General features: G+C 41.8%; 15 protein-coding genes and 2 pseudogenes. 5 read left to right on the top strand and 12 right to left on the bottom strand.

The features are described 5' to 3' along the window. Positions 1 to 22: 22 nt before the first annotated feature. The 4 genes from crcB (HF881_RS05005) to HF881_RS04990 form a co-directional block, all read right to left on the bottom strand. Positions 23 to 352, bottom strand: coding sequence for a fluoride efflux transporter CrcB (crcB, locus tag HF881_RS05005; RefSeq protein WP_125454005.1), 330 nt, complete (start codon positions 350 to 352; stop codon positions 23 to 25). Next, entirely contained in the window at positions 346 to 720 is a 375-nt protein-coding gene (gene crcB, locus HF881_RS05000; protein ID WP_125838294.1) for a fluoride efflux transporter CrcB, read from the bottom strand. The genes crcB (HF881_RS05005) and crcB (HF881_RS05000) overlap by 7 nt, the downstream gene beginning before the upstream one ends. Further along, entirely contained in the window at positions 717 to 983 is a 267-nt protein-coding gene (locus tag HF881_RS04995) for a chorismate mutase (protein WP_125847192.1), read from the bottom strand. Before HF881_RS04995 ends, crcB (HF881_RS05000) begins: the two co-directional genes overlap by 4 nt. A 116-nt stretch (positions 984 to 1,099) precedes the next feature. Continuing rightward, on the bottom strand, positions 1,100 to 1,543 hold the full coding sequence (locus HF881_RS04990; RefSeq protein ID WP_001162125.1) for a flavodoxin: 444 nt from the start codon (positions 1,541 to 1,543) through the stop codon (positions 1,100 to 1,102). A gap of 103 nt (positions 1,544 to 1,646) precedes the next feature. On the opposite strand from HF881_RS04990, the gene HF881_RS04985 reads away from it, so the two are divergent. Then, positions 1,647 to 2,582, top strand: coding sequence for a bifunctional oligoribonuclease/PAP phosphatase NrnA (locus HF881_RS04985; protein ID WP_169446693.1), 936 nt, complete (start codon positions 1,647 to 1,649; stop codon positions 2,580 to 2,582). A gap of 95 nt (positions 2,583 to 2,677) precedes the next feature. Further along, positions 2,678 to 2,920, top strand: a complete 243-nt coding sequence (locus tag HF881_RS04980) for a type B 50S ribosomal protein L31 (RefSeq protein WP_000710762.1) — start codon at positions 2,678 to 2,680, stop codon at positions 2,918 to 2,920. Positions 2,921 to 3,024: 104 nt separating this feature from the next. Here HF881_RS04980 and HF881_RS04975 read toward each other — a convergent pair. Together HF881_RS04975 and HF881_RS10480 are read right to left on the bottom strand one after the other, a co-directional pair. After that, positions 3,025 to 3,273, bottom strand: a pseudogene (locus HF881_RS04975) (tyrosine-type recombinase/integrase); the annotation flags it as partial. Next, positions 3,260 to 3,490: pseudogene (locus HF881_RS10480) on the bottom strand (transcriptional regulator); the annotation flags it as partial. The pseudogenes HF881_RS04975 and HF881_RS10480, both read right to left, overlap by 14 nt. A 68-nt stretch (positions 3,491 to 3,558) precedes the next feature. Here HF881_RS10480 and HF881_RS04970 point away from each other — a divergent pair. Together HF881_RS04970 and HF881_RS04965 are read left to right on the top strand one after the other, a co-directional pair. Next, positions 3,559 to 3,843, top strand: a complete 285-nt coding sequence (locus HF881_RS04970; RefSeq protein WP_169446692.1) for a type II toxin-antitoxin system RelB/DinJ family antitoxin — start codon at positions 3,559 to 3,561, stop codon at positions 3,841 to 3,843. Beyond that, positions 3,833 to 4,186, top strand: coding sequence for a type II toxin-antitoxin system RelE/ParE family toxin (locus HF881_RS04965; RefSeq protein WP_169446691.1), 354 nt, complete (start codon positions 3,833 to 3,835; stop codon positions 4,184 to 4,186). Before HF881_RS04970 ends, HF881_RS04965 begins: the two co-directional genes overlap by 11 nt. A gap of 137 nt (positions 4,187 to 4,323) precedes the next feature. Here the strand turns inward: HF881_RS04965 and carB are convergent, their stop codons facing one another. From carB to HF881_RS04935, 6 genes are all read right to left on the bottom strand, one after another. After that, the gene (gene carB, locus HF881_RS04960) at positions 4,324 to 7,500 is read right to left on the bottom strand and encodes a carbamoyl-phosphate synthase large subunit (RefSeq protein WP_169446690.1); all 3,177 of its coding nucleotides are present in this window, start codon (positions 7,498 to 7,500) and stop codon (positions 4,324 to 4,326) included. 292 nt (positions 7,501 to 7,792) lie between these two features. Further along, positions 7,793 to 8,875, bottom strand: a complete 1,083-nt coding sequence (locus tag HF881_RS04955; protein ID WP_000746723.1) for a carbamoyl phosphate synthase small subunit — start codon at positions 8,873 to 8,875, stop codon at positions 7,793 to 7,795. Positions 8,876 to 8,924: 49 nt separating this feature from the next. Then, positions 8,925 to 9,848, bottom strand: coding sequence for an aspartate carbamoyltransferase catalytic subunit (locus HF881_RS04950; protein WP_169446689.1), 924 nt, complete (start codon positions 9,846 to 9,848; stop codon positions 8,925 to 8,927). Between the two features lie 20 nt (positions 9,849 to 9,868). Next, the gene (pyrR, locus tag HF881_RS04945) at positions 9,869 to 10,390 is read right to left on the bottom strand and encodes a bifunctional pyr operon transcriptional regulator/uracil phosphoribosyltransferase PyrR (RefSeq protein WP_001259298.1); all 522 of its coding nucleotides are present in this window, start codon (positions 10,388 to 10,390) and stop codon (positions 9,869 to 9,871) included. A gap of 208 nt (positions 10,391 to 10,598) precedes the next feature. After that, the gene (gene nth / locus HF881_RS04940; protein WP_000244438.1) at positions 10,599 to 11,228 is read right to left on the bottom strand and encodes an endonuclease III; all 630 of its coding nucleotides are present in this window, start codon (positions 11,226 to 11,228) and stop codon (positions 10,599 to 10,601) included. Beyond that, positions 11,229 to 11,771 carry a DUF177 domain-containing protein gene (locus HF881_RS04935; protein WP_169446688.1) on the bottom strand — a complete coding sequence of 181 codons (543 nt, stop codon included), beginning with the start codon at positions 11,769 to 11,771 and terminating at the stop codon, positions 11,229 to 11,231. A 167-nt stretch (positions 11,772 to 11,938) separates the two neighbouring features. Here HF881_RS04935 and HF881_RS04930 point away from each other — a divergent pair, with 167 nt between their 5' ends. Beyond that, entirely contained in the window at positions 11,939 to 12,268 is a 330-nt protein-coding gene (locus HF881_RS04930; RefSeq protein ID WP_093584792.1) for a helicase BlpT, read from the top strand. Positions 12,269 to 12,493: the final 225 nt, after the last annotated feature.

Raw genomic sequence — 12,493 nt, 5'->3', positions numbered from 1 at the left:
TTCCACATAAAAGTAAAGAAATTTATAGCAGAATTCCTAAAAAAATCGCTAGAAAACCACCTATGTAGGTTAAGACTAAATAGCTATAAAATACCTTCTTGTCACTAAGTAGTCTTTGCAGCTCATCATTCAAGGTTGAAAAGGTCGTCAACCCACCACAGAAACCTGTCGCTAGGATAGCATAGACTTCCTTGGACTCCACATGGTTGTAGAGCAAGCCAATCAAAAAACAACCGAGAAGATTGGCTATGAGAGTTCCTAGGGGCAATTTCGAGGATTGATTATAGCGAGAAAAGAAATAACGCACCAGTGCTCCGAACCCGCAGGCGATTGCAAGATAGATGATTACCATTTCTTCCTCCCTAGAATATAAGCCAATAGCAGACCTCCTCCAATACTCAAAAGCAGATAGCTAATTAAGCTAAGATAACGCCCGGTATCGAGCAATTTCACGGCATCAAGCATTAGACTAGAAAAGGTTGTCAGGCCACCACAAAATCCTGTCCCAAGCGCCAAAACCAAGCCCTTGCTGGTTCCCTTATAGGCCAGATAGCCTTTTACCAGATAGACCAGGTAGAAAATACCCAGATAGTTGACAAGGAGGGTACCCCAAGGAAAGTCTGGACTAGCTGGTAACCAAGTGGAAACCAGATAGCGGACAAGACCTCCCAACATAGCAGCCAGAAAAATCCCTAGCGGATAAAATTGTTCTTTTTTCATTTGATGTTTTGATCCTGATAATCACGCGAACGTTTGAGAATGTCTGAAAAAGTCTCAACAATGGTCTCCTGATAGCGCTTATCTTCTACTCGATTTTTGACTTTTTCAAAAATAACTTCTTCTCTCTTAGAATCTAAGATTGGTTTACCAGATGCTTTTTTATAAGCGACAACCCCTTCAACTAAATGCATTCTTTCTTCCAGGAGCTTGACGATTTGATCGTCAATTTGATCAATTTCTTGCCGAATACTATCTAAATCCATAGTGTCTCCTCCTTTATTTGAATTATTGTATCAAAAAGCCACCAAATAGGCTAGTAAAATCCCAAAATAGCTAATAAAAAACGCACCGACTCCTTTCAGTCAGCGCAGTTTGATTCTTATCCTACTTTTGCAGCCAATTCTTCTGCGAATTGTTCCAAGCGTTCGATGTCTTCTTCTTCGGCAGAAAGATCAACTTTAACACACTCTGAACCTTTTTCTGCTCCTGTCGCTACAAAAACGCGATCAAAGTCATCAACAGCCTTACAAAATTCGTCGTAGAAGGTGTCACCTGAACCGACCACTCCGTAGATTTTACCATTCAAGTTGAGGTCTGCTAGGTCTTCATAGAAGTCCATCATCTCATCTGGCAATTCTCCATCTCCGTAAGTGTAAGTCGCAACGATAGCGATGTCCGCTTCCAAGAAGTCTGAAGCGTCAACAGTCGTACATTCATCAACATCGACATCCAAGCCCAAATCACGCAATTTATCTGCTACAATATCTGCAATTTCTTCGGTATTACCGGTCATACTGGCAAATACAATTTTTGCTAATGCCATATCGTCCTCCTCAATTTATCTCTCTCCATTATATCATATCTTTTTCATTTTAAAAATAAAAATTCTTGTGCTACAATGAAATGAGAAAGAATTGAGGTTATTTATGGAGATTTGTCAGCAAATTTTAGAGAAAATCAAAGAATACGATACCATCATCATTCATCGTCATATGAAACCGGACCCTGATGCCTTGGGAAGTCAGGTAGGTTTGAAAGCCTTGCTCAATCACCATTTTCCAGAAAAGACCATCAAAGCTGTTGGTTATAATGAACCGACTTTGACTTGGATGGCAGAAATGGATACTGTTCAAGATAGTGACTACCATGGTGCTCTTGCTATTATTTGTGATACAGCGAATCGGCCTCGTATCGATGATAAACGCTATGAACAAGCTGCTTTCACCATCAAAATCGATCACCATCCTAACGACGATGTATACGGTGACATGTCTTGGGTCGATACAAGTTCAAGCAGTGCCAGTGAGATGATTGCCCTATTTGCTCAAGAAAATCAGCTGGCTTTGTCTAGCGAAGCGGCACGACTTCTCTATGCAGGAATTGTCGGGGACACAGGGCGTTTTCTCTACCCGTCAACTAGTGCTCGTACCTTTAGAATAGCTGGCCAACTCCGAGAAATTGATTTTGACTTTGCTGGATTGTCTCGTCAAATGGATACCATAAGCTTCAAGATTGCAAAACTGCAAGGATTTGTCTATGAACACTTAGAAGTTGATGAGAATGGGGCTGCACGCGTTCTGCTTACTCAAGACATATTGGAAAAATATAAGGTTACGGATGCTGAAACAGCAGCGATTGTTGGGGCACCTGGTCGAATCGATACCGTTAAGGCTTGGGCTATCTTTGTTGAACAAGCTGATGGTCACTTCCGTGTGCGTATGCGCAGTAAAATTACCCCTATCAATGAAATTGCCAAAGAACACGACGGAGGAGGACATCCATTAGCCAGTGGCGCCAATTCCTATAGTCTAGAAGAAAACGAAATCATCTACCAAAAATTAAAAAACTTGCTTAAAAACTGATAAAATACTTGCCAAACTTATCAGAATCTGATAGACTAGTAAGGTAACAATCTATGGCTCGCAAAGAGACCATGGCAGAAAGGAAATATTGCAAAATGAAAAAAGATATCCATCCAGAATATCGCCCAGTTGTCTTCATGGACACAACTACTGGTTACAAATTCCTTAGCGGTTCAACTAAACGCTCTAACGAAACTGTTGAGTTCGAAGGCGAAACTTATCCATTGATCCGTGTGGAAATTTCATCAGACTCACACCCATTCTACACTGGACGTCAAAAGTTCACTCAAGCAGATGGACGTGTGGATCGTTTCAACAAAAAATACGGTCTCAAATAATCAACCGCATTTATTGCTTAAAAACGTTGATACAAAGCCTTTTCCAAGAAATTGGAATTGGCTTTTTTTGTTTTTAGTACCGTTTTTGGTACCGTCTTGGAAAACTAACCTTTTGCACTATCCAGATAATCTACAAATTTTGTGATAGCTTTCTTCTCTCCTGCTACTGTAGAATGGCTATAAGTATCCAGGGTCATCTGACTACTTGCATGTCCTAACCGTTTGGCTGCATTAACAGGATCAACACCCGTTTCAATCATCAAGGTAGCATGAGTATGTCTGAAACCATGAGGAGTTATCTTCTTCAAGCCATGTTTCCTGATAATGCGCTTCAGTACACTATTGATATAGTTTCTGGTATAAAGGACTTTCTACCCATGCCTCCCAGACATAATGATAAGGAGAGCCTTCTGCTCCTGATTTGTTAATCGGGAAAGAAATACGGCCTTGCTTTTCATTAGCTATAAATTATTCCTTAATAGCTTTAACCAAAACAGGGTTAAAGCCTTTTTTACTTGCTAGAAAATCAATGTAGTCAGACAATGCCTCTGACTGATTGAGTTCTTTAAGATTTTTTCTTGATTAAAATCTATATCTAGTATATAATCAATCTATAACGTATAGATTGGAGATATATCATGGCTATAACTTTATCGAAACAATACAATTTTAAACTGAATGAAGCCACTATGGAGCAAGCTAGAGCCATTATCAAGGAAAAAGGAATGACCATGACGGATGCTATTTCTTTATTTGTGGAGCAAATAGTCCTGGAGCAAGATTTGCCTATTAAGACGGCCGAAGATCTACACAGAGAACAGTTGATTGAAGAATTACAAGCCCAATCTGAACGTGCCTTGAGAGAATACGAGGCAGGCGAAGGAACTTCCCTAGACGATATGAGGGTACGCTATGGCTTATAAAGTGATTGCTTCAAAAGAGGTCGATCAAGCTATCGACAATATACACGCCTATATAGCTACGGTACTTCTATCCCCTCAATCTGCCAAAAATACTGTGGCTAAAATTTTAGACAGCTTAAAAAGTTTAGAAATTTTTCCTGAAGCAGGTTTTGACGCTGATGAGAAAATCGGAGTAAAGATTAACAGCAAGTATCCCACACGAGGAAAAATTATTGAACAATATGTTTTACTTTACTTCATCGACCAAAAACGGAATACTGTTTTTTTATCTCACCTATTCCACACTAAAAGTGACTATGTCACTTTGCTACAAAAAGGCAATAAAAAAAGCTCAACTGATTGAGACAACTTTCATTATTTTATAAGCTCCAAAACCTTAATTTTTGGTACCTTTTTGGTACCATCTTGGTTTAACAATACAGTATCAAATAATTATAAAAGAACCTGAGACAAAATAGTTCTCAGATTCTTTTTTCTTGATTAAATGGCTTCTGTGACAAAACTACGACTTTCTAGCACCTTGAGCATGGCATTTGCTGTGTCTAGTGCTGTAAAGAGTGGCACACCGTGTTCAATGGCTGAACGGCGGATTTGCTCACCATCTTCGTCAGCAGTTCGTTTTGTTCCAACAGTATTGATAATCGCTTGGATTTTTCCTTTACGGACAAAGCTTGGAATGTCCTTCTCATCGTCACCAATCTTACCAACAGGTTGGGCATGCAGTCCATGACTGGCAAAGAAGGCTGCAGTTCCTTCTGTCGCAAGGATACCGTAACCGATATTTTGGAAACGTCGAGCCAAGTTCAAGGCTTCTTCTTTGGCATCATCTGCGATGGTAAAGACTACATTTCCAAAGGTTGGCAAATGTAGATAAGAAGCTTCAAAGGCCTTATAGAGAGCTTTTTCGAGAGTCGTATCAGAACCCATAACTTCACCTGTTGACTTCATCTCAGGACCGAGCAAGCTGTCTACCTTAGCTAGTTTGGTAAAAGAGAAGACAGGTGCCTTGATATGAACGCGAGTGCTTTCAGGATAAAGTCCATCTTGATAACCAAGTTCTCCAAGGTTTTGACCAAGAATCAACTTAGTTGCTACCTGAGCCATAGGGATATTGGTCACCTTAGAAAGGAATGGCACCGTACGGCTGGCACGTGGATTGACCTCAATGACATAGACTTTTTCATCCTTGATGACAAACTGAATGTTCATCATACCAAGACAGTTTAGGCCGATTGCTAGACGTTTGGTGTAGTCTGCAATGGTTTCCTGAACCTTTTGCGACAAGGTTTGAGGAGGATACACGGCCATTGAGTCACCTGAGTGGACACCAGCACGTTCGATATGCTCCATGATACCAGGGATAAGGACATTTTCTCCATCTGAAATAGCATCAACTTCACATTCTTGCCCAACGATGTAAGAGTCAACAAGAACTGGGTGGTCTGGACTAGCCTTAACAGCGGTACGCATGTAAGAACGAAGATCTTCCTCATTTTCTACGATTTCCATGGCACGTCCACCCAAGACATAAGATGGGCGAACGAGAACTGGGAAACCAATCTTGCGAGCTGCAAGCACTGCTTCTTCTTCATTGGTAGCCGTTTGTCCTGGTGGCTGTGGAATATCCAAGTCTTTGAGGGCTTGCTCGAAGAGGTCGCGGTCTTCGGCACGGTCTAGGTCAGCGACTTGCGTACCAAGGATAGTCACACCTGCTTTTGCCAAAGGCTCCGCAAGGTTGATGGCTGTTTGACCTCCAAACTGAACAATGACGCCTTTTGGTTGCTCAAGGTCAATGACATTCATGACATCTTCGAATGTCAATGGCTCAAAGTAAAGTTTGTCTGATACCGAGAAGTCTGTAGAAACGGTCTCTGGATTTGAGTTCATGATGATAGCTTCATAGCCAGCTGCCTGGATAGCCTTAACAGAGTGAACAGTTGCGTAGTCAAACTCAACCCCTTGTCCGATACGGATTGGACCTGAACCTAGGACAAGTACAGATTCCTTATCAGATTTGATAGACTCATTTTCCCAACCATAAGTTGAATAGAAGTATGGTGTTTCAGAGTCAAACTCCGCCGCACAGGTATCGACCATCTTGTAAACTGGAACAATCTTGTTTTCCAAGCGAAGTTGACGAACTTGATCAGCCGTTGTTTTCCAGAGTTCAGCAATCTTACGGTCTGAGAAACCATTGAGTTTGGCTGTTTTCAAGATTTCTAAATCTTGTGGATGGGCACCCAATTCCTGCTCAATTTCAAAGATGTGCAAGAGTTTATCCAGATAGAAGATATCAATCTTGGTCAATTCAGCAATTTCTTCTGGTGTGTAACCACGGCGAATAGCCTCTGATACGTAGAAGAGACGGTCATCTTGGGCCTTGACAACTTTTTCAATCAAGACATCATCTGAAACCGCTGCAAGCTCAGGCATTTCATTGTGGTGAACTCCAATTTCAAGAGAGCGGCAGGCTTTAAGAAGAGACTCCTCGATGTTCCGACCGATGGCCATAACTTCTCCAGTTGCCTTCATCTGGGTACCAAGACGACGTTCCCCTTTTTCAAACTTGTCAAATGGGAAACGTGGAATCTTAGCAACGACGTAGTCAAGGGCTGGCTCAAACATGGCATAGGTTGATCCTGTAACTGGGTTGATGACCTCATCCAAGGTCAAACCGACGGCAATCTTGGCAGCCAATTTAGCAATTGGATAACCCGTCGCCTTAGAAGCAAGGGCTGACGAACGCGATACACGAGGGTTTACTTCGATAACATAGTACTTAAAGCTATGGGGATCAAGTGCTAGCTGAACATTACATCCACCTTCAATCTTAAGGGCACGAATAATGCTCAAGCTCGCGTCACGTAGCATTTGGTTTTCATAGTCTGACATGGTTTGCGCAGGAGCAAATACGATAGAATCCCCTGTGTGAATCCCCACTGGGTCAAAGTTTTCCATGTTACAAACAACGAGGGCATTGTCAGCTGAGTCACGCATAACTTCGTATTCGATTTCCTTGAAACCTGCAATCGAACGTTCAATCAAACATTGGGTAACAGGTGACAATTTCAACCCATTTTCAGCGATTTCACGTAATTCTTCTTCGTTAGCACACATACCACCACCAGTACCACCTAGGGTAAAGGCTGGACGGACAATGACTGGGTATCCAATTGTCGCTGCAAAGGCAACTGCTTCTTCTACTGTGTTGACAATTTCAGATTCAGGGATTGGTTGCTCAAGCTCTTCCATCAATTGTTTAAAGAGGTCACGGTCCTCAGCTTGGTCGATGGCCGATAATTTAGTTCCCAGAAGCTCTACTCCAAGCTCATCTAGAATACCATTTTTAGACAATTCCATAGCCATGTTCAGACCCGTCTGACCACCGAGAGTAGGCAGCAAGGCATCTGGACGTTCCTTACGTAGAATACGCGTCACAAACTCGAGTGTAATCGGTTCGATGTAGACCTTGTCCGCAATCTCCTTATCCGTCATGATGGTGGCAGGGTTTGAGTTAACCAAGACAACTTCATAACCTTCCTCTTTCAAAGACAAGCAAGCCTGGGTCCCAGCATAGTCAAACTCAGCAGCCTGACCAATAATAATTGGACCAGAACCAATCACCATAATTTTTTGAATATCAGTACGTTTAGGCATTTATAAGATATTAAGGGCGTCAAGCGGACAAAGCTAAAATAGGAGTTATGACGAAGAACTATCAGTTCTAGGAATAACTATCTTTTTAGCACCGTCCGTAGCCCGTATTCAGTTCAGCAAATACGGACCACCCTTCTCCTTTCTATTCGTCGCCTCACAGGGCGACATTAAATAAATTCTCCGATGATTTTTCAATAATAAATCGAGTGTAAAAATTTTCAGCATCTCATTGATCAACTAAAAGAAAGGACTTGCCTTTTTATTCGACAAGCCTCTGACAGAGTTTCCTATATCAGCGATTAGCAGATTTAAACGACTCCATCATTTCGATAAATTCATCAAAGAGATAGCTTGCATCGTGCGGTCCTGGAGCTGCATCTGGGTGGAATTGCACAGAGAAACCTGGTTGGTATCTGTGACGCACACCTTCAACTGACTTGTCATTGATTTCTTCGTGGGTAATAATCAAATGCTCTGGCAAATCCTCACGGCTAACCGCATAACCATGGTTCTGGCTAGTAAAGTCTACTCGGCCTGTTGCAATTTCACGCACCGCGTGGTTAAATCCACGGTGACCAAACTTCATCTTGTAGGTCTTGGCTCCATTTGCCATAGCAAAAAGTTGGTGACCCATACAGATACCAAAGATAGGAATTTCCCCTTGCACACCACGAATCATATCCAGTGCCTGGGGAACATCTTCTGGGTTACCTGGACCGTTTGACAACATGACCCCGTCAGGATGGAGATGGAGAATCTCTTCTGCTGTTGTTGTGTATGGAACAACGGTCACGTTACAGTTACGCTTAGATAGTTCGCGTAAGATAGAATGTTTAAGTCCAAAGTCTACCAGTACGACACTCAATCCAACTCCAGGAGCAGGATAAGCTGTCTTAGTAGAGACTTGCTTGATATTATCTGTCGGTAGAACTGTCGCTTGGAGCTGGTCTATGATATGGTCCATGGTATCACCAACATGCGTAAGAGTTGCACGCATGGTACCATGCTTACGGATAATTTTTGTCAGAGCACGGGTATCAATTCCTGAGATACCAGGAATTTTCTTGGCTTTCAGGAATTCGTCCAAGGTCATTTGATTGCGCCAGTTGCTAGCTCTACGCGCTTCTTCAAAAACTACTACTCCCTTACATGTAGGAGTGATTGACTCGTAGTCGTCACGGTTAATTCCATAATTTCCCACCAAAGGATAGGTAAAGGTTAAGATTTGTCCATTGTAAGACTGGTCTGTTATGGATTCTTGGTAACCGGTCATCCCTGTATTAAAGACGATTTCCCCTGTTACATCAATATCTGCTCCGAAGGCCTGGCCTTCAAATACTGTCCCATCTTCTAATACTAGAAGTCGTTTTTTCATCTACTCACCTCTCGTTGATGCTCTCAGACATCTTTTAACGCTTTGTGCCTTATTTTGCTTTTCTATAGGCCAACACAGATTCTAAAATTGCCATTCTGACAAAGACACCGTTGGTCATTTGCTGAACAATACGTGATTTCGGTGCTTCTACCAAGTGATCAGCGATTTCCACATCACGATTGACTGGAGCTGGGTGCATGAGGATTGCTTTTTCTTTCAAGCGGTCATAGCGTTCTTGTGTCAAACCATGCTGGATATGGTAGTTTTCTTTTGAAAATCCTGTCACAATTTCATGACGTTCATGCTGCACACGAAGAAACATCATAACATCTACTTGATCAATCACCTCATCAATTGATACAAAGCGACCGTAATGTTCAAATTCCTCACTTCTCCATTCCTCAGGACCTGCAAAGTAAAGCTCCGCTCCCAAGCGTTTAAGGATTTGCATATTAGACTTAGCTACCCGTGAGTGGTTTAGGTCGCCAGCGATTGCCACCTTAAGACCTTCAAAATGTCCAAATTCTTCATAAATTGTCATCAAATCAAGCAAACTTTGGCTAGGGTGTTGCCCTGAACCATCCCCACCATTGATAATCGAAGTTGTGATGGTCGGGCTAGCAATCAATTCTCTGTAGTAGTCCACCTCTGGGTGACGAATGACACAGGCATCCACTCCTAGTGCAGACAGCGTCAAGATCGTGTCATAGAGTGTTTCACCCTTATTCACTGAACTGGTCTTCACATCGAAATCCAAAAGATCAAGTCCAAGTTTCAGTTCTGCTACCTCAAAGGATTTGTGGGTACGAGTTGAACTTTCAAAGAAAAGGTTGGAAACGATATGTTGTTCCTCATAAGAAGCACTCGCTCCGTTTTTAAATTCGATTCCTCGTTTAATCAATTTCATTACTTGTTCTACAGTAAGGTCTTCCATAGAAACGACATGTTGCAAAGCTTGTTGATTTTCTGACATTTTTTACTCCTTTTAGTGTTTTAGGCTTGTTCTGTGATTAGTACTCTGTCTTGTCCATCTAGTTCTGTCATCTCTACGATAATTTCTTCAGAACGACTGGTTGGGATGTTTTTTCCAACATAGTCCGGACGGATTGGAAGTTCTCTGTGGCCACGATCAACCAAGACTGCCAAACTCACACGAGCAGGGCGACCATGGCTAACAATATTGTCAATAGCAGCTCGGATAGTCCGACCAGTGTAGAGTACATCGTCCACCAAGATGACTTCCCGATCTGTCACATCAACAGAGATTACAGAGGTATCTTCTCCACTTTTGACATCGTCACGGAAAGGCTTGGTATCCAGTTCTACCACTGGAACTGAAAGAGATTCTAACTGTTCCAAACGTTCTTGGATACGGCGAGCGATAAAGACACCTCGCGTTTTAATACCAGCCAAAACGATTTTATTCAAATCTTTGTTTCGCTCAATAATCTCGTAGGTAATCCGAGTAATCGCTCGTTTGACGGTCAATTCGTCTACAACTTCTTTTGTCCTCATGACAAACCTCCAAAAAGAAAAGTCTCCTTAACAAGGAGACTTCAGAATGTATAGCCAAGCCAGCTCTACTGTAAAGAGTATAGACTTCTGCTATCTATTGATCCGACTCCTTGCCTGCCTCACGGGACAGGTTTAAAGGAATATTTTATTGTTATTACTATATCACAAAGAAAGGATCAATGCAAGAAAAAAACATAAAATTTTCATCTTATAACGAACTAAAATCATATAATTGTGGATAGTGATCGCATTCTGGGTTCTTTGGGTGACAGATAGCCCGTCCAAAGTAAATCATAGCCTGATGGGCTGCCAACCATTTCTCTGGAGGCAGAACATCCATGACACGTTTTTCTACTTCAAGTGGCGTAGCTGATTTTTTAACGATATCGTGATGCTTACAGATTCGCTCCACATGAGTGTCCACTGCAAATGCTGGAATTCCAAAGCCCACACTCATGACTACGTTGGCTGTTTTGCGTCCAACACCTGCTAGGCTTTCTAATTCCTCTCGAGTCTGAGGCACTTGACCATTAAAATCGTCTAGTAACTGCTGGGCACATTTTTTAAGAAATTTAGCTTTATTGCGATAAAGTCCTAGACGGGAAATGTGTGAGGCAATTTCACTTTCAGTCGCGACAGACATGGCTTGAGGCGTTGGAAAGGCTGCAAAGAGACCTGGTGTGGCCTTATTGACCGCTGCATCTGTCGTCTGGGCTGACAACATCACTGCAACCAAGAGTTCAAAATGATTGGTAAAATCAAGGCTGGGTTTCGCATCTGGGAAAAGGGCAATGATTTCCTCTATGACATGACGAGCACGTTTCTTGGATAAAACCATCTACTCGTCTCCATTAAATAGTCCTTGTAAACCTGCAAAAGGACTATTTTCTTCTTTCTTGACTGCTTGTTGGGCCTGGTATTCTTCCTCAGTCATGATTTGCCAGTCATTCCCTGACACAAAACCTTGTCCCGCCTCTTCTTCTGCCGTCAAGACTTTGATTGGAATGTTTAGCAAGATATTATCTGCTACGCTCTCAGCAAGGTCGATTTCCCCATTTTCGATAGGCAAGACCAAGTCATCATCTAAAACTTCTTGGTCTAGTTGATTGGTTGCTCCTTCCATGAAGACCTCTGTAACTGGATAAGATTCAGACAACTCAACTGGTTCCATACTGCGGCTGGAAGCAAGAACAATGGTATATGACAACTGATAGTCTAAGAAATACAGACGCTCTTCGTACTGCACCTTCCCCACAGCAAGGATATCTTTGACATCTAAAATCTCTTGATTTCGTTTACGCAAGTCTGCTGCCAGGTCTAAAGCTTGTTCAAAGTGTAGACCTTCAGGCTGCTTACGAATTTCTTGAATATTTAACTTCATATTTCCTCCATAAAGATGTACTCACTTGATTATACCATGAAAAGGCTATAAGTCAGCCTCCCAAACCTTGATATTAAAATCTCGTTTTTAACATATTTACTATGACATATTTTCTGTTTAGTGCTATACTATAGGCAAGAATACATCAGAGCAAGGAGGATGCTCATATGGAAGACAAAATACTAATCAACGAAGCTTACCAACTCCTATCCGAGTTAAATAAAAGCTACCAAAACTGCAAACAAAGTACAGCCGATGATTTCCGTCTACAAGAACTGCTGAACAGCACTCTCAAGGAACTTAAAAAAGCGGAAAAGCTTGACAATAGTATCTTAATCGACCTTGAGAAATTTTACCAACGTACCAGTCTTCTGATTGGACTGGGGAGCCTAAAACTAAACGACCAAGCACGCACCGCTTGGCGCAACTATGATAAGTTCCATTACGAGCATGTCAAACACGTACTGACTCTCTATGGACCTGTTTTTGGATTTTAGATCTTGAAATTACTTGTTTTCTATTGACAAAATTTCCTGAAAGGTATAGGATAGAGGTACTAATACTCGGAGGTAAGGGAGACATGAACAACTAAGTCTATCAAATAAAGAAACTTTATTTAGTAGATCGTGTTTTTGTCTCTTTTTGCATGCTCTTTTTGTACTAGATCATCTAGTGCTTTATCCACTTTGAAAATCAAAAAACTAGAAAGCTATGCTCCTCTT

It is taken from the genome of Streptococcus sp. WB01_FAA12 (assembly GCF_012843315.1).
GTDB lineage: Bacteria > Bacillota > Bacilli > Lactobacillales > Streptococcaceae > Streptococcus.
The sequence above is the reverse complement of the archived record's forward strand: the minus strand, read 5'-3'. Positions and strand labels throughout refer to the sequence as shown.